Source organism: Bacillus sp. FJAT-14266, assembly GCF_001719225.1.
In the GTDB taxonomy this organism is placed as follows: domain Bacteria; phylum Bacillota; class Bacilli; order Bacillales; family Bacillaceae; genus Bacillus; species Bacillus subtilis.
In genome coordinates this window covers 3,000,712-3,020,219 of record NZ_CP017072.1, presented here as the reverse complement: position 1 = coordinate 3,020,219, position 19,508 = coordinate 3,000,712, and the positions used below count along the sequence as shown (strand labels likewise).

Genomic DNA, 19,508 nt, shown 5'->3' with positions numbered 1-19,508 from the left:
TGGCAGATAAGAGATTAATAAACCGTTACATATACTTTTCCGAATACTGCAGTACCTTTAAACAAAGTGATCGTGGCTTTCCCTTTTGATTTAGCCGTCACTAAACCATTTTGATCGACTTCAGCAACTTTTTGGTTATCAGTCCAATAACGAGTAGCTGAATTATTTTTAACAGAATAGGTTTCTCCAACTTTTAGAGGTAAATCATAGTCTTGAATCTTGATAACATGTGTAGGTGAAATAGAAATGTTCTTTACTTCAGTAGGTGTGGAGTTTATTTCATGAGCTGAAGCTACCCCGCTGACCGACAGAGCTAACGCAGAAATCGATAAAGCAGAAGCAACCGTTTTTTTGAAATTCATTTTGAAACACTCCTTTAAAGTTTTTTGTCTTGCACTATAACAATTCAATAAAAGTAATTATTTTCCTTGTAAATAAATGTTAATAATATGTGAACGATCAACTGATTTGAGCTAAGACTATTGTGTGCCCTGCACAGAGTTTGTATTTATGATTGAAAATTGCTGAGAGAGAATGGCCATCCTTAAAATGTTAATAAAACACATTTGATGGTTATTAGTTTGTTGAGCGTGTGGAAATTTTGTTACCTGCACTTTATCCCCGAAGATACCAAATCATTTTTCTTCATCATGTTCTTACTTTCGTACTCATACATTAGAAAATCTTCGTTCTAAATAGGTGAAGAATTGGAGTATTTTTATGAATTTCTGCTGAATATACATTACATAGCAAACTCAAAGAGTATAAAAATCGCATTTTTCCGGAAGCTTCGGTAAAAAACGAAACTTTTGTCTCTATGATTTTATTTTATAATGTAAACGGTTTCTTATATAGTATACTTATACTATCAATTTGCTCAAGTAGATACTGACAGGAAGGATAGAAAAACAGATGGAATACATAAATACAAGACAAAAAGAGATTTTGTATCTGTTGTTATCTGAACCTGATGACTATTTAGTTGTGCAAGATTTCGCAGATAGGGTACAGTGTTCTGAAAAAACAATCCGGAATGATTTGAAAGTGATCGAGGATTATCTCAATGAGCATTCTCATGCACAGCTTATTCGAAAACCAGGGTTGGGCGTTTATTTACATATAGAAGAACAGGAAAGGACCTGGCTAAGCCAACAATTACATACTGAACATTTTTCTTCTAGGCAGCGGAGCGATGAAGAAAGAATGCTGCACATTGCTTATGACTTATTAATGAATCCGAAGCCTGTTTCCGCAAAAGACATTGCCGCTCGGCATTTTGTCAATCGATCTTCCATTAAAAAGGATTTATACGCAGTAGAAGAGTGGCTGAAGCGTTTTGATCTCACACTGGTTTCTAGGCAGCGGCTTGGATTAAAGGTTGAAGGGAACGAAAGAAATAAAAGAAAGGCATTGGCAAGAATATCTGATTTGATCCACAATACAGCGTTTACCAGCCAATTTATTAAAAGTAAGTTTTTACATTATGAAGTAGACTTTGTGACGAAAGAAATCAAATCACTACAAAAAAAGCATTCCCTCTATTTCACAGACGAAACGTTTGAAAATTTGCTGCTGCATACATTGTTAATGGTCCGCCGCATCAAAATGAAGCAGCCGATTTCATTGTCCCCAAAAGAAATGGCGGCAGTAAGAAAGAAGAAAGAATATCAATGGACATTTGCTTGTTTACAGCGGCTTGAACCGGTTTTTGCAATCCGCTTCCCTGAAGAAGAAGCCGTGTACTTAACATTACATATATTGGGCGGTAAAGTTCGTTATCCATTGCAGACAGAAGAGAATTTTGAAAATGCTGTGCTTCCTAAGGTTGTAGGGCATTTAATCAATCGTGTTTCAGAGCTGAAAATGATGGATTTTCATAAGGATCAGGATTTGATCAATGGTTTGAACATTCATCTCAATACTGTGCTACAACGGCTGAGCTACGATCTTTCTGTAGCAAATCCTATGCTCAATGACATCAAAAAGATGTACCCTTATTTGTTCCACCTCATCATTGATGTTTTGGAAGACATCAATCAAACTTTTGATCTTCATATTCCTGAGGAAGAGGCAGCATATTTGACATTGCATTTTCAGGCAGCGATCGAACGGATGCAGGGCAGCAGCGAGACACATAAAAAGGCGGTTATCGTCTGCCACATGGGGATTGGGATGTCACAATTGCTGCGGACAAAAATTGAACGGAAATATCACCAAATCGCTGTAATGGCTTGTATTGCAAAGGCCGATTTAAAGGATTATATCAAAAAGCATGAGGATATTGATCTTGTCATATCCACCATTGCGCTGGAGAATATAACGGTTCCCCATATTGTTGTGTCTCCGCTTTTAGAGCCTGGCGAAGAGAAGAAATTAAGTGCGTTTATATGTCAGCTGGGCGAATCACACCGCCAAAAACAAAAAACGTTTCAGATGCTGAACAATACGACTCCTTTTTTGGTTTTTTTGCAGCAGGAGGCAGAGCACCGCTACAAGTTAATCGAACAGCTGGCGACAGCTTTGTTTGAGAAAGGCTATGTTGATAAGGACTATGCGGTTCATGCGGTGATGAGGGAAAAAATGTCGGCGACAAATATTGGGTCAGGCATTGCCATTCCTCATGCAAACGCTAAATTTATTAAACAATCAGCAATCGCGATTGCCACATTAAAGGAGCCGCTTGAATGGGGAAATGAAAAAGTTTCGCTCGTTTTTATGCTGGCTGTCAAACACGAGGATCAAACCATGACAAAGCAGCTGTTTAGCGAGCTTTCATATCTTAGCGAGCAGCCGGCCTTCGTCCAGAAGCTGACGAAAGAAGCCAATGTCATGACATTTTTATCTCATTTGGATTATTAAAAGCAGGGATTATTCCTTGCTTTTTTTTGTTATAGGGAAAAATGCCTTTATTACCGGAACCTATGGTAAAAAAAAGCGATTTTAATGAGCTGATTTCGGTATACAGTTGAGACAAGATCTTATAATTCACACTTTAAAGGAGGGTTCCTATGAAACTGTTAGCGATTACATCTTGTCCGAATGGAATCGCCCATACATATATGGCAGCGGAAAATCTGCAAAAAGCTGCTGACAGACTGGGCGTTAGCATCAAAGTTGAGACCCAGGGAGGGATTGGTGTCGAAAATAAGCTAACCGAAGAGGAAATTCGCGAAGCGGAAGCAATCATTATTGCTGCAGACCGTTCGGTAAACAAAGACCGGTTTATAGGCAAAAAACTGCTGTCTGTGGGGGTACAGGACGGTATCCGCAAACCGGAAGAATTGATTCAAAAAGCTCTTAACGGGGATATACCGGTCTATCGTTCCGCTACAAAATCGGAATCCGGTAATCATCAGGAGAAGAAACAAAATCCAATTTACCGTCATTTAATGAACGGCGTTTCATTTATGGTTCCTTTCATTGTTGTCGGCGGATTATTGATAGCGGTTGCATTAACGCTTGGAGGGGAGAAAACACCTAAAGGCTTAGTTATTCCGGATGATTCCTTCTGGAAAACGATTGAACAGATCGGCAGTGCTTCATTTTCATTTATGATTCCGATTTTAGCCGGCTATATCGCCTATAGCATCGCTGATAAACCGGGGCTTGTGCCAGGTATGATCGGCGGTTATATTGCGGCGACTGGAAGTTTTTATGACAGCGCAAGCGGCGCCGGATTCCTCGGGGGGATTATTGCCGGGTTTTTGGCCGGATACGCTGCACTTTGGATCAAAAAATTAAAAGTTCCAAAAGCCATCCAGCCGATTATGCCGATTATTATTATTCCGGTGTTTGCATCACTGATTGTAGGTTTAGCGTTTGTATTTTTGATAGGCGCGCCTGTAGCTCAAATTTTCGCCTCTTTAACAGTTTGGCTGGCGGGGATGAAAGGGTCGAGCTCGATCCTTCTGGCATTGATTTTAGGGGCGATGATCTCATTTGATATGGGCGGTCCTGTAAATAAGGTGGCGTTTCTGTTTGGATCGGCAATGATTGGAGAAGGAAATTATGAAATTATGGGACCAATTGCTGTCGCCATTTGTATCCCCCCGATTGGCCTTGGCGTTGCGACGTTTTTGGGAAAAAGAAAATTCGAGGCATCTCAAAGAGAAATGGGGAAAGCGGCATTTACGATGGGTCTCTTCGGCATTACTGAAGGAGCGATTCCATTTGCGGCGCAGGACCCTCTGCGCGTTATTCCAAGTATTATGGCAGGCTCAATGACAGGTTCTGTGATAGCCATGATTGGCAATGTGGGAGACAGAGTGGCGCACGGCGGACCTATCGTTGCAGTGCTTGGCGCAGTTGATCATGTCTTGATGTTTTTTATTGCTGTGATTGCAGGATCTCTTGTCACTGCTCTGTTCGTCAATGTACTAAAAAAGGATATTACGGCGTCTCCTGTGCTCAGTGAAACTGCACCGCCCTCCGCGCCAAATGAAGCTGCGGCAGCAAATGAAATAAAGCAGCCAATTCAAAGCCAAAAAGCTGAGATGTCGGAATTTAAAAAACTGACAGACATTATCAGCCCGGAATTAATTGAACCAAATTTATCGGGGGAAACGAGGGATGACATCATAGATGAATTGATTCAGAAATTGTCACGAAGAGGTGCGCTGCTTTCAGAGAGCGGGTTTAAACAAGCCATTTTGAATCGTGAACAACAGGGAACAACGGCGATTGGCATGAATATCGCGATTCCGCACGGAAAGTCTGAGGCGGTCAGGGAGCCGAGTGTTGCCTTTGGGATCAAACGATCAGGCGTTGATTGGAATAGCCTGGATGGATCAGAAGCTAAATTAATCTTTATGATTGCTGTACCGAAAGAGAGCGGGGGAAACCAGCATCTCAAAATACTGCAGATGCTATCTCGTAAGCTAATGGATGACAATTATAGGGAGCGGCTGCTCTCTGTGCAAACAACAGAAGAAGCCTACAAGCTGCTAGAAGAAATCGAATAAAGCGGGGGATTTTCATGACGACTGAACCGTTATTTTTCAAGCCTGTTTTCAAAGAAAGAATTTGGGGTGGGACCGCTTTAGCTGATTTTGGCTATACCATTCCGTCACAACGAACAGGAGAGTGCTGGGCTTTTGCCGCGCATCAAAATGGTCAAAGCGTTGTTCAAAACGGAATGTATAAGGGGTTCACGCTCAGCGAATTATGGGAACATCACAGACATTTATTCGGACAGCTTGAAGGGGATCGTTTCCCTCTGCTTACAAAAATATTAGATGCTGACCAGGACTTATCTGTTCAGGTGCATCCGAATGATGAATATGCCAACATACATGAAAACGGTGAGCTTGGAAAAACAGAATGCTGGTACATTATTGATTGCCAAAAAGATGCCGAGATTATTTATGGCCACAATGCAACAACAAAGGAAGAACTAACTACCATGATAGAGCATGGAGAATGGGATGAGCTCTTGCGCCGTGTAAAGGTAAAGCCGGGGGATTTTTTCTATGTGCCAAGCGGTACTGTTCATGCGATTGGAAAAGGAATTCTTGCTTTGGAGACGCAGCAGAACTCTGACACAACCTACAGATTATATGATTATGACCGAAAAGATGCAGAAGGCAAGCTGCGCGAGCTTCATCTGAAAAAGAGCATCGAAGTGATAGAGGTCCCGTCTATTCCAGAACGGCATACAGTTCACCATAAACAAATTGAGGATTTGCTTACAACGACATTGATTGAATGCGCTTACTTTTCGGTGGGGAAATGGAACTTATCAGGATCAGCAAGCTTAAAGCAGCAAAAACCATTCCTTCTTATCAGTGTGATTGAAGGGGAGGGCCGTATGATCTCTGGTGAGTATGTCTATCCCTTCAAAAAAGGAGATCATATGTTGCTGCCTCACGGTCTTGGAGAATTTAAACTCGAAGGGTATGCCGAATGTATTGTTTCCCATCTGTAACATGGCAGGGCTTGAGAAATAAATTTGCGAGTGAAGACTCCTATTCTCCAGCAATGATCTAACTAAAATAAGAGTTTAATAGTTGGAGAAGAAATGTTACACTCTTTTCTGTATATGGTAAAGAATGAAAAAACACGATTCGGTTGGTAGTCCGGATGCATGATTGATCATGTCAGTAACCTTCCCCTCCTCGGGATGTCCATCATTCTTTAATATCTTTTATGAGGAGGGAATCGTTATGAAATTAACGGTTTACTATGATGGTCAGTTTTGGGTAGGCGTTGTTGAAGTTGTGAACAATGGAAAGCTAAGAGCCTTTCGTCATCTTTTTGGCACAGAGCCGAGGGATTCTGAAGTATTAGAGTTTGTTCATAACCAACTCCTGAATATGTTGGCCCAAGCTGAGCAGGAAGGAGTTCGTTTACAAGGCAGGCGTCAAAAAAAGATCAATCCAAAAAGATTGCAGCGCCAGGTTTCAAAAGAGTTGAAAAACGCCGGAGTAGCTTCTAAAGCTCAAGAGGCGATAAAGCTAGAGCTTGAAGCAAGAAAGCAAAAGAAAAAACAAATAATGAAAGAACAACGAGAACGTGTAAAAGAGCAAAGGTATATGCTCAAAAAGCAAAAAGCGAAAAAGAAGCACAGAGGTAAATAATCCAAACAAAAGCAGGCGCAGTGCCTGCTTTTGTAATTAAGGACTCTACTTTGTAACATATATCCAATGTTTATAATCCGCTGATTTATGATTCAATATAAACCCTAACTTCTCCAAGGTTTTTTGTGAGCCTAGATTATCATGTTCGCATCTTGCGGTTATCCGGTTTACTGTTTCTTGGCTTAATGCCCATTTTATTAGTTTTTGGGCGGCTTCCACACAATAACCTTTGCGGCGATGACTTTTATTTGTTGCAAAACCGATTTCAATCATGCCATTTTCGTCTGGGTCACCTAAAAATCCAGTTCCCCCAACAATTTCATGGCTGTCCTTCTTTACAATAATCCATGAATCAAATCCTTTTGTTCCATTGTTTTTGACTAAAATCTCGCGGAAATAAGGTATCGCTTCAAAAAAATCAGAATTTGGCCATTCACCATTTGTTTCATAACCTAAGTCTTTGATAGCCTGATGATCTTGTTTAGACGCGGCGTCAAGAAGGGGAATATCAATCGTTTTTAATCGTAATCGATTCGTCTCAAGGAGAACCATATATCTAATCCTCTTTTCTTTTTACTGGGAATAATGATAACATATAACAATTTTCTCTGATACCTTGGCAGTAGAGAAAGATGAAGAAATTGAGGGGAATTGAAAGAGTGACAGGTAAGAGTTTGCCCAGACCAAAAACGGGTAGGAAAATACCGATGTTAATGTGTCCCTACCCGTTTTTCTGTTCCTGAATGCAGGGTTTCTGATAACATGTTGTGCTACCTTTTCGCAATCAAATAAAGCGATATGGCTCTTTGGGTTTGCACAGGATTATGAATGATAATGACCCATTGGTTTCTTCGTCTTGGAAAGCTTGCTACCGCATACAATGGAGCAGTATCGCGCGGAGTGAATCCACCATTTATCACGTTGATATCTCTTCCTTCAAGATGACAAACTAAGTATTCACCTGGATTGATGACCTGTTGGTTCGTCCATGCGTAAGAATAAAAGCCGTCTCCAAGATCTTCGGTGGAAGATGGGGGGACAAAGCCATCTACAGTCAATGTGATTTCTCTTCTTCGCTGTCTTTCTGAGAAGTCTGGACTTCTTTGAGGGTTATGAGTATGTGAAAAGTAAGGAATTAACGCAGGGCCATAAAAGTAATGATACAAAGCAACCACTCCTTTATTTTCCATTCATACAAATTGTATGTGAGAGTTATTTGTTCATTCCTGTTTTGTTCCATGTAGTCTAATAATGGGCTATAGGCGTCCAAGGAAATCAATTTGTCCTTTCGTTGATTCAATGCTAGTAACCTTGAAAATGCAGGTTAGGATGATAGAATTTACATATTACTGCAAGAAGTTAGACATACATCATTTTGATAGTGGGTGAAAAAAATGGCAAAAACAAATGCGGTTCGTCTGATAGAACAGCAGAACATCTCTTATGAGGTATTAGGGTATAAAACAGACGGCCAGCCGGTAGATGGCATCTCTGTTGCGGAAAAAATCGGTTATCCTGTGAAATATGTATATAAAACGTTGGTTGCAGCAGCAGGAACAAATCATTATTATGTCTTTGTTGTACCCGTTGCAGAAGAGTTAGATGTAAAAAAGGCAGCAAAGGTGACAGGGGAAAAGAAAATAGAAATGATTGCAATGAAGGAGCTGTTAGCGGTAACTGGCTATCTTCGCGGCGGCTGCTCGCCAATTGGCATGAAAAAAATGTTCCCGACCTATATTGATGCATCTGCAGAAACGCTTGATTTTATTATTGTCAGTGCAGGGAAAATCGGTATGCAGCTAAAGTTGGCGCCACAAGATTTAGCCAGATCATGTGATGCCGCATTTGCAGAAATTGTATAGATGCAGATATAGGGGAACGAAAAAGCTTAGTCATATCGATTAAGCTTTTTCCGCATCCCTTTCAAATATGATTTCAAAATAAGCAGCTGCCCCATACCCATCTATACTGGGAGCGAAAATCTGAACGAATCTCCAGCCTCTTTTCGCATAATCATGGATGATTTGCTGGTAGTCTTCTTTAGGCCTTCTTCTCATCGTGCTCAGCTCAACTCTTACGAATTCATATTCTTTCATCGTTTGATCCCTCCTATTAAGGTATACGTAAAATGGAGCGAGAAGTTCCGAAAACCTAGGTTAAGGTCTGCCTCACTAAACACAGGAACATCTTGAAGAGTTAAAGGGCTATAAAAACGGATTTTACCGGGTCAGCAGTCCAAATGAATCTCTTGCTTATTGCATTTGACTGAGTATATAAGTAAAAAAAGAGCGGCCAGAACATATAAGAAGGAGATGATCATTAACGCACTCATAACAGGGTAGTGTTTAGCGGAATAGATGAAAAAATCAAGCTGTGAAATTTGTTTGGGGCTGCTGACGGCATCAATTCCATTTAGCAGTTTTGAGAGTTTAGCAGTATAGTTCCAATCAAATCGATCTGAAACAAGCTCGCTTCCTTGATACCAATTAACAGCAGCTAAAAACAGAAATACCATAATAGAAAATCCAAGCTGAACAACTAAAAATATTCCCTTCACTTTTGTATGACCTCCAAATCTATGAATATGGGAAAATCAAACAATATATTACCACCGTATGGGTTATTCTTGCAATTTCACTTTCATACAACTTAAACGCAAGTCTATTTTTTTGTTTGTTTTTGGCTTATAATACCTGATGATGGAAAAAGAGTGCGGGTTTATAGATTAGAGAAACAAATGTATTTCTTAGCATTTTTTATTTGTGGAGAGAGTATAGAAGCATTCGATTAGATCTGCTTTTTCACAGAAACGGTTTTCATCTGTTTGCCTGAGCTTTACAATTGGCTGGCAAAAAAACAATGATTTCTTTCAATCAAAACATGCAACGATGCGACACATTTTATATCTTGATGACTTATCTCATTGCCTTTAAGTCATCCTATCGAGAAAGCGATGGTATTTTATGAACAAAGAAACCCTAAAAAACATACTCATGATTTTTTCAATATGCGCAACCCTCCGAGAAACCGATGGTATGCGCATAGCTGATAGCTGGATTTTGAGTGAGATTATACGATTTTTGATTTGCATGGCTGTGTTTTTTGCCGTGACATTTCTATTAGATGCTGTTTTTCCAAACAAAAAAGAGTCACATTAATGTGTGGCTCTTTTTGCATCATCTGATTAGAAACATCATAAATGAATCGATCATCATGATGAAGAACAGCAAGCAAAAATAAATAAGCGAGTAGACAAACATATCCTTTGCCCACTTCACGTCATCGTCTGTTTTGAATCCTTTGATGCTTTTTTTGATCCATATGCCTCCGAGAACCAAGGCGGCTAAGAAATAAAATGGGCTTATATGGCCGGTGCCGAGAGAGAAAGGAAATAATAGCGTGACCGGCACCAGGACGGCAATATATTGCATCATTTTTATTTTAGTTACATGGTTGCCTTTGACTACTGGCAAGAGCGGAACGCCAGCGGCACGATATTCCTCTTTGCGTCTTATCCCAATCGCCCAAAAATGCGGCGGCTGCCACAGAAACATAATCGTGTACAACAGCACTGCTGTCATACTGAAGTCACCGGTTACGGCACAATACCCCATCAATGGCGGCGCAGCTCCTGGGAAGCTCCCGACAAATGTGCTCCACACAGACGTTCGTTTCACCCATACCGTATAGATGATCGCATAAAAAATAAAGGCGGCCAGTCCGAGATAGGCCGTTAATGGATTGAGGGAATAAAGCATGGCAAGGCCTGCGATCCCTAAAACAGAGCCATATGTTAAGATCATGGCTGGCGGCATTTTCCCTGTGACCGAGGCCCTGCTGCGAGTGCGTGCCATTTTTGCGTCCATATGCCGATCAAAATAGTTGTTATAGACAGTGCCGGAAGCCATCACAAACGCGGTTCCCAACATTGCTGTTACCATTGTCATCAAAAAAGCCAAGCCGGTTAACGTTTTTTCTGCGCTTGCAAACGCGATCCAAAACCCGCCGAAGGCTGCTATCGAGTTTGATATGATAATGCCCGGCTTTGCAAGTTTGATAAAATCGTAAATGGTTACCCGGTTCGAAGCTTTTATGTATTTTGTTTCAGATATGGCTGCAGAATCTCTTGTATTCTCCAAAAATAGACGCCTCCCCCAAAACTGCATGCTTTTGTTATCGTAACAAGAGGGGGACAGAATCACAATTATTTCCTATATTTGTCATGATATTGTCATTTTTAAAACAAAAAAATGGGGAGCTCGACTGCCCCCATTTTGATATGCGGCGACTAGTAACCGTAACCTCCGCCATATCCTCCGCCATAACCGCCGCCGTAACCGTGCCAAGGGTAGTAAGGCGGTCGCGGGCGCGGGTAGTAATAAGGCGGGCGCGGATAAAACGGGTAGAACGGATAATACGGTCTTGGATAATAATAAGGCGGATAAAATGGCGGTCTCGGACGCGGATAATAATAAGGCTGTCTTTCATCATAAGGGGTAATTTGTTCAAATGACTGTTCATTCAAAGGGTAATCCAAGAGGAAAACCTCCCTAGCTTTTTTTATTCCTTTTACCATATTCCTGATGCTTAAGTTGGGTGTATGTACATTCATGAAATTCGGTTTTTTTTATGATGAAATTCCTTAAAAAGGATTGACATGAACTTCTAAATCTCATAGTATTACAAATGTGAAATAAATGTTACTGCAATGTTACAAAAACATTTCTAAATAGATACAGTTCCAACTGATGAAGAGTAAATCGAAATGGCTACGAAAGAAGGAGTTTTTGTTGTTGGCAAAAAGAATCAAATGGTTTCATGTATTAATAGCAGTTGTATGTGTGGTGGGCCTTATCGGCTTTTTCCATAATCATTCATTGAAAAAAGAAACGGTCATGAATAAAGTAAGAACTGATTCTCAATATGGGAATGTTGAGATCGCAACGCTTGTGAATGACGGGAAAACTTTTAATTACGCGGTTAACTATCCCGTTTTCAAAAATGAAAAAATGGATTCGGCATTAAAAAGATTCGCAGAAAAAGAGGTTCGTCAATTTCAAAAGGAAACAAAAGACGTTGACCAAGAGCATACGACAAAACGCAACGAATTAAATGTTGATTATAAAATTGTCCATTATGCCAAACAGACAGTGGCGATTGTATTTAATGAATATAAATACATCGGCGGGGCACACGGGCAAACCGTGAAAAAAACGTTTAACTATGATTTTAGTAAACAAGCGTTTCTTTCCATTGATGATATTTTCAAAGAGGACGCTGACTACTTACATAAGCTTTCGTTAATCGCTTATCACGAGCTGAAAAAGAATAAGGACATTGCCGCGGACGATGCACTGTTAAAGGAAGGGACGGCTCCGAAAAAAGAAAATTTCAGCCGCTTTGCCATCAAGGAGGATTATATCGAACTTTACTTTGACACATATCAGGTTGCAGCAGGCTATCTTGGAGAGCAATCGATTGCCATTAAGAAAAGTCTTTTGAAAGACATTCTGAAAGAACAATATATTGATAAAGCAAAAAATAAAAATAAAATCAAAGAACAAAAGCCGAAGCATGAAGTGATTTCTTTACCCAAAGAGGAAACGGTTGATCCAAATCAAAAAGTCATTGCGCTTACTTTCGACGACGGCCCGAATCCTGCGACAACAAATCAGATTCTAGACTCCTTGAAGAAATATAAGGGTCATGCCACGTTTTTTGTTTTGGGGAGCAGGGTTCAATATTATCCGGAAACGCTAATAAGAATGCTGAAAGAAGGAAATGAGGTGGGGAACCATTCATGGAGCCATCCGCTTCTCACAAGGCTTTCAGTGAAAGAAGCTTTAAAGCAGATCAATGATACGCAAGACATCATTGAAAAAATAAGCGGATACCGTCCGACGCTTGTAAGACCCCCATACGGCGGCATTAATGATGAACTGCGGAGTCAAATGAAAATGGATGTTGCGTTATGGGATGTTGACCCGGAAGATTGGAAAGACCGTAACAAAAAAACAATTGTTGACCGTGTCATGAATCAGGCGGGAGATGGAAGAACCATTTTAATTCACGATATTTACCGCACCTCTGCTGATGCGGCCGATGAAATTATAAAAAAGCTCACCGATCAAGGCTATCAATTGGTGACGGTTTCTCAGCTTGAAGAGGTTAAAAAACAAAGAGAAGCGAAATAAATTAAAAAAGGCTGTCCGTACGGACAGCCTTTTTTCTATTTAATAAGAGCCTGTGGTGGCCCAAACATTTAAGTTTGGTCCTGAATATTTGCCGAAAGCGTAAGAAGTCCTTGGATCTAAATCATATACCATCGGTGTATAGCAAGACTTTTGGCCGGCCACCGCTTTTCCATTGCCGCCTGCAGAATCACAATTATATCTCTTTCCGTCCGTGTTTCGGGTAATCTCCGCATTTGCTTCAAAGCCAGACGTCAATGTATTATTCATCGTGATTTTTGCCCAAGCTGTTTTACATGTACTGCTGAATTTAAGCTCGACTACTCCGATGACTTGATTGCTGGCATTCACTAAGTTTGAGGATTTTTTTGTAGAGCCGGTGGACGCACAATCATTGTAATAAGGGCTTTTACCATCGTAGGCATGGGTTTCCGCATTGGCGGGTACACCTTTGGCGGCAAAAACAAATACTACTGCGAATAACACCAATGAAGCCTTCGTAAACAGTCTTTTCATATTCTTTATGACCCCCTTAATATGGCAAACAATAAATCATACGGAGGAACAATCAAAACATGCATGATTTTTTGTGAACAATAAAGGCGGCCGGGAGGATGGAGTTATTGGCCGCCTTTGGTGTGAGGTTAAGCTTTTACATCAATGGTTTGTCCGAGAGTCGGATGCTGAATCATCTTTAAGGTTTGATCGGCATTTTGCTGGGCGGTGTCCAGCATTTTTTTCGTTAAAGCGATATTAACATTCTGGGCAAGGGATGCTTGATGCATCGCAACTGATAAAGCAGGAATATCCATCGTTCCACCTCCTATGCCTTACCTATCGGCGGGTTTGTATGATTTTACAGTGAAAAATGGCTTAATTTCTCCTGTTGACCTTTACGCTGCGGCATATCGTATGTTTTTGACAAGGAGGGAATCAGGATGAATCTTGTAATGGAAAAGACCTTTGAGCAATACGAAAAGCTGTTTTCAATGGAAGAACAGAAAAGAGAAGATGAATTTCGGTATACGATGATGAGGCCGTTTGAAAAGATGTGGACCGCCATCCAAGTTCCGCTGAAAGCGAAGGAGCCAAACGGCTATGATGTGATCATGGCTGCGAAAATGCTGGGCTATTTGGATGTCCGTGATACTGAAAGCGGCCAGAAAGCACTGCAAATACTGAAAGAATCACATGTTTCAGAGACAGCTGAATCTGCACTTCGGCAATGCATATTTTTTGCTGAGCGCGAACAGCTGCGGGTGAATGCAGAGGAGATCAAATTCGGCCTTTATATCGCTGATCCAAATAAACTTCAGCTGCAAAAAGGCTACTGCGGGTTTGGCGGGATACCGGGCTTTATTCATGTATGGATTGATCCGAACCGTTATAACCTGCCAAGGATTCCTTCAATTATTGCTCATGAGTTTCATCATAATGTGCGGTTTTCGTATATAGATTTTCATCATGGCTCTGTAAGTGTCGGGGATTATCTTGTGATTGAAGGATTGGCGGAATCATTCGCCAGAGAGCTGTTTGGCACGGAACGATTGGGCCCTTGGGTAACTCGTTTTGATCATGAGGATTTGCAATATTCCATTGATGTGATTAATGAGGTGCTGGATGTGAAAGGATTTTCGGAAGTCAGCCGTTATATGTTTGGTGATCCAATTGCTAACGATCAAGGCTTTAAGCCTGCTGGTTTATCGGCTTTTGCAGGTTATGCGGTTGGATATCATGCCGTTCAGTCATTTATGAATCAACATCACATGACGATAAGCGAGGCCACGCGTTTGGATGCGAAGACCATTCTTTCTCAGTGCGGATTGTTTTCCAAATGAAAAAAAGCGTCACATACAGCGGCGCTTTTTGATTCCCAAAACCAGCAGTTCTATGGCGGCACAGGCGGCAATTCCGATTGTATATGCTTCGATATCGCTCCATAAAAAACCGTACCCTAGTACAAGCCCGCCAAGAGAAGCATCCCTAATCTGGTCGATCCATTCGGCATGATAGAGCTGGCTGAATTCAATGACAAAACAGAAAGAAAGACTGATAATGCCCGTTATCATTGTCTTCAGCTTCCGAAATAGAAATCCGCATCCCGTAAAGATCATAGCGGCCCACAACGAGTCTCCCAGATAAGTATTGAGGGTATCAGGAAGAACACTGGAGAATGCTCTGGATCCAAGCCCCAGCCCAATGATCAGTACGGTGAAAACTGCATATATCCAACGATTTCGCTTCATTGCGAATTGATACCCCGTCTCTTTTTCATCTCCCTGTATTGTAAGGAATATATCTTTTATTTGTCCACTAAAAAAGCGGCTGAATAGCCGCATAGGGTGTTTATTTTGCTTTTAGGTTTACATGGTCGGCTGTCTGATCTGTGCCTATTACAAAATGGAGTTCATAGCGGCCTGTATCATATACATAATCGATTTCATCGGTAAACGGGACGGTTAACACCCGATTTGCTGGTCCTAATTGCTTCTGCAGCACTTCCGGCGTAACTCCGCCTAAATTCAGCTGCCGTTCCACACCGGTTCCAAAGTAGCGGATTTCTGAAATTGTCATGTCTTTATGATAGGAAAATCCGTAGCCCGGCTGTCCCATATTCCAGTGATATAAATCAAATCGATTGTCTCCCCCGACTGGTCTTTCCGGTTCCCCAAACGCAGCGTGGACATCCCCTTTTGTGCTTTTGTTAATGGTAAGGCCTTGCGCCTGCTGAGGCATTTCCCCTTTATAGGCGGTGTTATAGAGGTTTTTGACAAGCTCAGCGGCTGATTGATTCGTGTTTTCTGAGAGTGTGTTTGTTTGAGCTGCGGCCTTTGCCGGTGCTGAAAAGGACGCAGCCCCAAAGCCGGTAAAACAGCTTGTTACTGCTGCCGCAGCGGTAATAGCAGACATTGTCTTTTTCATGTTGATCCCTCCTTATTGATCTACCATCCCGTTTCCCGGTGTTAGTGCAATAAAACATGTGAGTGCGCTTTGTATGTTTTATTGAGTTGTTGTAAGGGAACTGAAATAGGTAATTCGGTATATAAAGCAAGAAAGGGGAATGGAGATGCCTGGCAAGAAAAAAATCACAATAAACGGCGTTGAAATGGAAGCGTCCGAGGAACAGACGGTGCTGCAGCTTTTGAATAACAGCTCGATTGAAGTGCCGCAAGTTTGCTATCATCCAAGCTTAGGGCCGATTGAGACATGTGATACGTGCATCGTCAGCATCAATGGTGAGCTGAAGAGGTCGTGCTCCGCTGAATTAAAGGATGGGGATATCATTGATACGCTCTCACCTGACGTGAAAAAAGCGCAGGTCATCGGGATGGACAAGATTTTATATAATCATGAGCTTTATTGTACAGTTTGCGATTACAACAATGGGGGATGCGAAATACATAATACGGTGAAGGAAATGAAAATCAATCACCAAAGCATTCCGTTTGATCACAAGCCATACCATAAGGATGAATCCCATCCGTTTTATCGGTATGATCCAGATCAATGTATTTTGTGCGGACGCTGTGTTGAAGCATGCCAGGACGTTCAGGTAACTGAAACGCTGACCATTGACTGGGAGCGGAAACGCCCGCGCGTCATTTGGGATAACGACGTGCCGATCAATGAGTCGTCATGTGTGTCGTGCGGCCATTGTTCAACGGTCTGTCCGTGCAACGCGATGATGGAAAAAGGAATGGAAGGGGAAACCGGATATTTAACAGGCATCAATAACGAAACGCTGCGACCGATGATCGAGATCACGAAAGGCGTAGAGACAGGCTACGGCTCGATTCTCGCCATTTCTGATATGGAATCGGCCATGCGTGATGAACGAATCAAAAAAACGAAAACCGTCTGCACGTATTGCGGCGTCGGCTGCAGCTTTGATGTCTGGACAAAGGGCAGAGACATTCTGAAAGTAGAGCCGCAGGAGGAAGCGCCAGCCAACGGCATTTCTACTTGTGTGAAAGGCAAGTTCGGTTGGGATTTCGTCAACAGCGAAGAACGCCTGACAAAGCCGCTGATCCGGGAAGGCGATCATTTCCGTGAAGCAGAGTGGGAGGAGGCGTTATCGCTGATCGCCAGCAAGTTCACTGAATTAAAAGAGGCGTTTGGCCCGGATTCTCTCGCTTTTATTACATCTTCTAAATGTACAAATGAAGAATCCTATCTTATGCAAAAGCTGGCCAGAGGTGTCATTGGCACAAATAATGTGGACAACTGCTCTCGCTATTGCCAATCTCCTGCGACTGCCGGCCTGTTCCGGACAGTCGGCTATGGCGGTGATTCAGGATCAATTACAGATATCGCGCAAGCGGACCTTGTTTTGATTATCGGTTCGAACACGTCTGAGTCGCATCCAGTCTTATCCACTCGCATTAAACGGGCTCATAAGCTAAGAGGGCAGAAAGTGATCGTCGCGGATATCAGAAAACACGAAATGGCAGAACGCTCCGATTTATTTGTCCAGCCGCGTGCCGGATCGGATATCGTCTGGCTGAATGCGATCGCCAAATATTTAATAGAAAACGGCAAGGCCGATGAACGATTTTTGAGAGAAAGAGTGAACGGACGAAATGAATATGTAAAAAGCCTCGCGCCGTACACACTTGAATATGCTGAGGAGAAAACCGGGATTGATCGAGAAACCCTTATCCAAATGGCAGAGATGATCGGGCAAGCTGACAGTGTGTGCGCATTGTGGGCGATGGGCGTGACACAGCACATTGGAGGAAGCGACACGAGCACGGCGATCTCTAATCTGCTGCTTGTGACAGGAAACTACGGAAAACCGGGAGCAGGTTCTTACCCATTGCGCGGCCATAACAACGTGCAGGGAGCAAGTGACTTCGGAAGCATGCCTGACAGAATGCCGGGCTATGAAAAAGTGACGGACGAACAAGTCCGCCAAAAATACGAGCGTGTGTGGGGTGTGCCGCTGCCGAAGGAGCCGGGTATGACCAACCACGAAATGATTGAAAAAATCCATTCCGGACAGCTGAAAGCGATGTATGTAAAAGGTGAAGAAATGGGCTTGGTGGATTCCAACATCAATCATGTACACGCCGCATATGAAAAGCTTGATTTCTTTGTGGTGCAGGACATTTTCCTTTCACGTACAGCGGAGTTTGCTGATGTGGTTCTTCCTGCGAGCCCAAGCCTTGAAAAAGAAGGAACGTTTACAAACACAGAACGCCGGATTCAGCGTTTGTATCAGGTGTTTGAACCGCTGGGCGAATCAAAGCCGGATTGGCAGATTATTATGGAGGTTGCCAATAAGCTTGACGCCGGCTGGCACTATGAGCATCCTGCAGACATTATGGAGGAAGCAGCCAAGCTGTCGCCGATTTATGCCGGTGTCACCTATGAACGTCTTGAGGGCTATAATTCCCTGCAATGGCCTGTAAACGCTGATGGAAAGGATTCGCCTTTACTCTTTACAGAGCGCTTCCCTTTCCCGGACGGCAAGGCCATTCTCTACCCTGTCCAGTGGACAGAGCCTGAGGAATTCGGTGAGGAATATGATATCCATGTCAACAATGGGCGGCTCTTGGAGCACTTCCACGAAGGGAACCTGACTTACAAATCAAAAGGGATTTCGGAGAAAACACCGGAAGTGTTCTTAGAAATTTCTCCTGAGCTTGCGGCAGAACGAGGGATTCAGGACGGAACCCTCGTCAGACTCACATCGCCTTTCGGAAATGTCAAAGTGAAGTGCCTGATTACTGATCGAGTCAAAGGGAAGGAAGTATATCTGCCAATGAACGATTCAGGGGAAGCGGCGATCAACCTGTTAACGGGCAGCCATGCCGATAAGGATACCGATACGCCTGCTTACAAAGAAACATCGGCCAAGATGGAAATTTTGAAGCACGACGGAATCAGCCCGCTGCCTAAGATCAACCACCGCAACGGCAATCCGCAGCCGCAAATCGGTGTGCAGGTTCATAAGAAATGGGCGCGGAAGGATTATATTTTCCCTGGTGACGCTGTGAAAAGGGGGATGGGCCATAATGGCTAAAGCGATTAAACGAATTCAAAAAATCGAGGTAACAGAAGAAGATCAGCGAAAGCGTGATTTGCGGGAAATTGAAGATGCTCTAGTTGATCACAAAGAAGCGATTCTCGAAACATTGCATATGCTGGGCCATATGAACGAGCGCGGTGTCCTGCCGTTGCTCCGCGGCCTTTTTGGCCAAGGGGATAAAGTTCTTGATATCCTGGTGAAAAAGGCAGATACAGAGGAAACAGCCAATACGCTGAAAAATCTGCTTCTTTTGTTTGGAACACTCGGCATGCTGGACGTGAAGCAGCTGGAGCCTCTTATTTTGAAAGTGAATGCGGGTGTGGCAAGCGCTGTAGAGCAGAAAAACAGCGAAGAAAAGACAGGTTATTTTGATATTATCCGCTCGCTAAAAGACCCGGAAATCAACAAATCAATTACACTGCTCTTTTCCTTTTTAAAAGGAATGGGACAAGATACAAAGGAGTTGGAACGCACGACACAGCCTCCCGAGCACCAAAAACATCATCAGGAACCTCGAGAGAAAAGAGGAATGAATAAGCGAGATTGACCTCCTGCCCGAGCGGCTTCAGCCAGCTCGGGTTTTTTGATGAAAAGGTCTAATGGACTAGTAAAAAATATTTAAATACTAGGAAGAAGTAAGATTGTGATGAATGAGATAGAAATAATCGTTACTTTCTTACCTGTTAAGAAAAGGGAAAATCTGATTATAAT

At 42.4% G+C, this 19,508-nt stretch carries 20 protein-coding genes; 9 read left to right on the top strand and 11 right to left on the bottom strand.

Features of this window, described 5'->3' with window-relative positions; translation table 11 throughout:
* Nucleotides 1–14 precede the first annotated feature (14 nt).
* Nucleotides 15–362, bottom strand: a complete 348-nt coding sequence (locus tag BGM23_RS15590; RefSeq protein WP_015715694.1) for an Ig-like domain-containing protein — start codon at nucleotides 360–362, stop codon at nucleotides 15–17.
* A 550-nt stretch (nucleotides 363–912) separates the two neighbouring features.
* Between BGM23_RS15590 and manR the strand changes: the two genes are divergently transcribed.
* The 4 genes from manR (at nucleotide 913) to BGM23_RS15570 (ending at nucleotide 6,575) form a co-directional block, all read left to right on the top strand.
* Nucleotides 913–2,859 carry a mannose transport/utilization transcriptional regulator ManR gene (manR, locus tag BGM23_RS15585; RefSeq protein WP_015715695.1) on the top strand — a complete coding sequence of 649 codons (1,947 nt, stop codon included), beginning with the start codon at nucleotides 913–915 and terminating at the stop codon, nucleotides 2,857–2,859.
* A gap of 149 nt (nucleotides 2,860–3,008) precedes the next feature.
* Nucleotides 3,009–4,961, top strand: a complete 1,953-nt coding sequence (gene manP / locus BGM23_RS15580; RefSeq protein ID WP_038427604.1) for a PTS mannose transporter subunit IIABC — start codon at nucleotides 3,009–3,011, stop codon at nucleotides 4,959–4,961.
* A gap of 14 nt (nucleotides 4,962–4,975) precedes the next feature.
* Nucleotides 4,976–5,923, top strand: a complete 948-nt coding sequence (gene manA, locus BGM23_RS15575) for a mannose-6-phosphate isomerase, class I (RefSeq protein WP_015715697.1) — start codon at nucleotides 4,976–4,978, stop codon at nucleotides 5,921–5,923.
* A gap of 169 nt (nucleotides 5,924–6,092) precedes the next feature.
* A complete protein-coding gene (locus tag BGM23_RS15570) occupies nucleotides 6,093–6,575 on the top strand; it encodes a YjdF family protein (protein ID WP_072692633.1) in 483 nt (160 codons plus the stop codon).
* 45 nt (nucleotides 6,576–6,620) lie between these two features.
* Here BGM23_RS15570 and BGM23_RS15565 read toward each other — a convergent pair whose 3' ends face one another.
* Both BGM23_RS15565 and BGM23_RS15560 read right to left on the bottom strand, forming a co-directional pair.
* The gene (locus tag BGM23_RS15565; RefSeq protein WP_015715699.1) at nucleotides 6,621–7,127 is read right to left on the bottom strand and encodes a GNAT family N-acetyltransferase; all 507 of its coding nucleotides are present in this window, start codon (nucleotides 7,125–7,127) and stop codon (nucleotides 6,621–6,623) included.
* A 218-nt stretch (nucleotides 7,128–7,345) separates the two neighbouring features.
* Nucleotides 7,346–7,741: a hypothetical protein gene (locus BGM23_RS15560; RefSeq protein ID WP_009967031.1), complete on the bottom strand. Its 396-nt coding sequence runs from the start codon at nucleotides 7,739–7,741 to the stop codon at nucleotides 7,346–7,348.
* A 228-nt stretch (nucleotides 7,742–7,969) separates the two neighbouring features.
* On the opposite strand from BGM23_RS15560, the gene ybaK reads away from it, so the two are divergent.
* On the top strand, nucleotides 7,970–8,437 hold the full coding sequence (gene ybaK, locus BGM23_RS15555) for a Cys-tRNA(Pro) deacylase (protein ID WP_015715700.1): 468 nt from the start codon (nucleotides 7,970–7,972) through the stop codon (nucleotides 8,435–8,437).
* 39 nt (nucleotides 8,438–8,476) lie between these two features.
* Here the strand turns inward: ybaK and BGM23_RS15550 are convergent, their stop codons facing one another.
* The 4 genes from BGM23_RS15550 to cotT all read right to left on the bottom strand — a co-directional run bounded on the left by BGM23_RS15550 (nucleotide 8,477) and on the right by cotT (nucleotide 11,112).
* Nucleotides 8,477–8,671, bottom strand: coding sequence for a DUF4177 domain-containing protein (locus BGM23_RS15550; protein ID WP_003232825.1), 195 nt, complete (start codon nucleotides 8,669–8,671; stop codon nucleotides 8,477–8,479).
* Nucleotides 8,672–8,802: 131 nt separating this feature from the next.
* A complete protein-coding gene (locus BGM23_RS15545) occupies nucleotides 8,803–9,132 on the bottom strand; it encodes a YjdJ family protein (RefSeq protein WP_003232822.1) in 330 nt (109 codons plus the stop codon).
* Nucleotides 9,133–9,751: 619 nt separating this feature from the next.
* Nucleotides 9,752–10,741, bottom strand: a complete 990-nt coding sequence (gene cyoE, locus BGM23_RS15540) for a heme o synthase (RefSeq protein ID WP_072692652.1) — start codon at nucleotides 10,739–10,741, stop codon at nucleotides 9,752–9,754.
* Nucleotides 10,742–10,863: 122 nt separating this feature from the next.
* Nucleotides 10,864–11,112: a spore coat protein CotT gene (gene cotT / locus BGM23_RS15535; protein WP_015715704.1), complete on the bottom strand. Its 249-nt coding sequence runs from the start codon at nucleotides 11,110–11,112 to the stop codon at nucleotides 10,864–10,866.
* 253 nt (nucleotides 11,113–11,365) lie between these two features.
* Between cotT and pdaC the strand changes: the two genes are divergently transcribed.
* Nucleotides 11,366–12,769, top strand: a complete 1,404-nt coding sequence (gene pdaC / locus BGM23_RS15530) for a peptidoglycan-N-acetylmuramic acid deacetylase PdaC (RefSeq protein ID WP_003245023.1) — start codon at nucleotides 11,366–11,368, stop codon at nucleotides 12,767–12,769.
* A 39-nt stretch (nucleotides 12,770–12,808) separates the two neighbouring features.
* On the opposite strand, the gene BGM23_RS15525 is transcribed toward pdaC, so the two are convergent.
* The gene (locus BGM23_RS15525; RefSeq protein ID WP_032678796.1) at nucleotides 12,809–13,282 is read right to left on the bottom strand and encodes a YjfA family protein; all 474 of its coding nucleotides are present in this window, start codon (nucleotides 13,280–13,282) and stop codon (nucleotides 12,809–12,811) included.
* A 128-nt stretch (nucleotides 13,283–13,410) separates the two neighbouring features.
* Nucleotides 13,411–13,578: a YjfB family protein gene (locus BGM23_RS15520; protein ID WP_014476499.1), complete on the bottom strand. Its 168-nt coding sequence runs from the start codon at nucleotides 13,576–13,578 to the stop codon at nucleotides 13,411–13,413.
* Nucleotides 13,579–13,704: 126 nt separating this feature from the next.
* On the opposite strand from BGM23_RS15520, the gene BGM23_RS15510 reads away from it, so the two are divergent.
* Nucleotides 13,705–14,604, top strand: coding sequence for a DUF2268 domain-containing putative Zn-dependent protease (locus BGM23_RS15510; protein ID WP_029726258.1), 900 nt, complete (start codon nucleotides 13,705–13,707; stop codon nucleotides 14,602–14,604).
* A gap of 9 nt (nucleotides 14,605–14,613) precedes the next feature.
* Here the strand turns inward: BGM23_RS15510 and BGM23_RS15505 are convergent, their stop codons facing one another.
* Together BGM23_RS15505 and BGM23_RS15500 are read right to left on the bottom strand one after the other, a co-directional pair.
* Complete coding sequence (locus BGM23_RS15505) at nucleotides 14,614–15,012, bottom strand: ribosomal maturation YjgA family protein (protein WP_029726257.1); 399 nt, start codon at nucleotides 15,010–15,012, stop codon at nucleotides 14,614–14,616.
* Nucleotides 15,013–15,112: 100 nt separating this feature from the next.
* Nucleotides 15,113–15,688, bottom strand: coding sequence for a YjgB family protein (locus BGM23_RS15500; protein WP_014476503.1), 576 nt, complete (start codon nucleotides 15,686–15,688; stop codon nucleotides 15,113–15,115).
* A gap of 145 nt (nucleotides 15,689–15,833) precedes the next feature.
* Here BGM23_RS15500 and fdhF point away from each other — a divergent pair, with 145 nt between their 5' ends.
* Together fdhF and BGM23_RS15490 are read left to right on the top strand one after the other, a co-directional pair.
* Nucleotides 15,834–18,791, top strand: coding sequence for a formate dehydrogenase subunit alpha (gene fdhF / locus BGM23_RS15495; RefSeq protein ID WP_029726256.1), 2,958 nt, complete (start codon nucleotides 15,834–15,836; stop codon nucleotides 18,789–18,791).
* Complete coding sequence (locus BGM23_RS15490) at nucleotides 18,784–19,344, top strand: helical membrane plugin domain-containing protein (protein WP_029726254.1); 561 nt, start codon at nucleotides 18,784–18,786, stop codon at nucleotides 19,342–19,344. Before fdhF ends, BGM23_RS15490 begins: the two co-directional genes overlap by 8 nt.
* Nucleotides 19,345–19,508 lie beyond the last annotated feature (164 nt).

Coding starts and splice junctions, on each gene's coding strand:
- BGM23_RS15590 (WP_015715694.1), bottom strand. CDS start 362: ATGAATTTCAAAAAAACGGTTGCTTCTGCTTTATCGATTTCTGCGTTA.
- manR (WP_015715695.1), top strand. CDS start 913: ATGGAATACATAAATACAAGACAAAAAGAGATTTTGTATCTGTTGTTA.
- manP (WP_038427604.1), top strand. CDS start 3,009: ATGAAACTGTTAGCGATTACATCTTGTCCGAATGGAATCGCCCATACA.
- manA (WP_015715697.1), top strand. CDS start 4,976: ATGACGACTGAACCGTTATTTTTCAAGCCTGTTTTCAAAGAAAGAATT.
- BGM23_RS15570 (WP_072692633.1), top strand. CDS start 6,093: ATGTCAGTAACCTTCCCCTCCTCGGGATGTCCATCATTCTTTAATATC.
- BGM23_RS15565 (WP_015715699.1), bottom strand. CDS start 7,127: ATGGTTCTCCTTGAGACGAATCGATTACGATTAAAAACGATTGATATT.
- ybaK (WP_015715700.1), top strand. CDS start 7,970: ATGGCAAAAACAAATGCGGTTCGTCTGATAGAACAGCAGAACATCTCT.
- BGM23_RS15550 (WP_003232825.1), bottom strand. CDS start 8,671: ATGAAAGAATATGAATTCGTAAGAGTTGAGCTGAGCACGATGAGAAGA.
- cyoE (WP_072692652.1), bottom strand. CDS start 10,741: ATGCAGTTTTGGGGGAGGCGTCTATTTTTGGAGAATACAAGAGATTCT.
- BGM23_RS15525 (WP_032678796.1), bottom strand. CDS start 13,282: ATGAAAAGACTGTTTACGAAGGCTTCATTGGTGTTATTCGCAGTAGTA.
- BGM23_RS15520 (WP_014476499.1), bottom strand. CDS start 13,578: ATGGATATTCCTGCTTTATCAGTTGCGATGCATCAAGCATCCCTTGCC.
- BGM23_RS15510 (WP_029726258.1), top strand. CDS start 13,705: ATGAATCTTGTAATGGAAAAGACCTTTGAGCAATACGAAAAGCTGTTT.
- BGM23_RS15505 (WP_029726257.1), bottom strand. CDS start 15,012: ATGAAGCGAAATCGTTGGATATATGCAGTTTTCACCGTACTGATCATT.
- BGM23_RS15500 (WP_014476503.1), bottom strand. CDS start 15,688: ATGAAAAAGACAATGTCTGCTATTACCGCTGCGGCAGCAGTAACAAGC.
- fdhF (WP_029726256.1), top strand. CDS start 15,834: ATGCCTGGCAAGAAAAAAATCACAATAAACGGCGTTGAAATGGAAGCG.
- BGM23_RS15490 (WP_029726254.1), top strand. CDS start 18,784: ATGGCTAAAGCGATTAAACGAATTCAAAAAATCGAGGTAACAGAAGAA.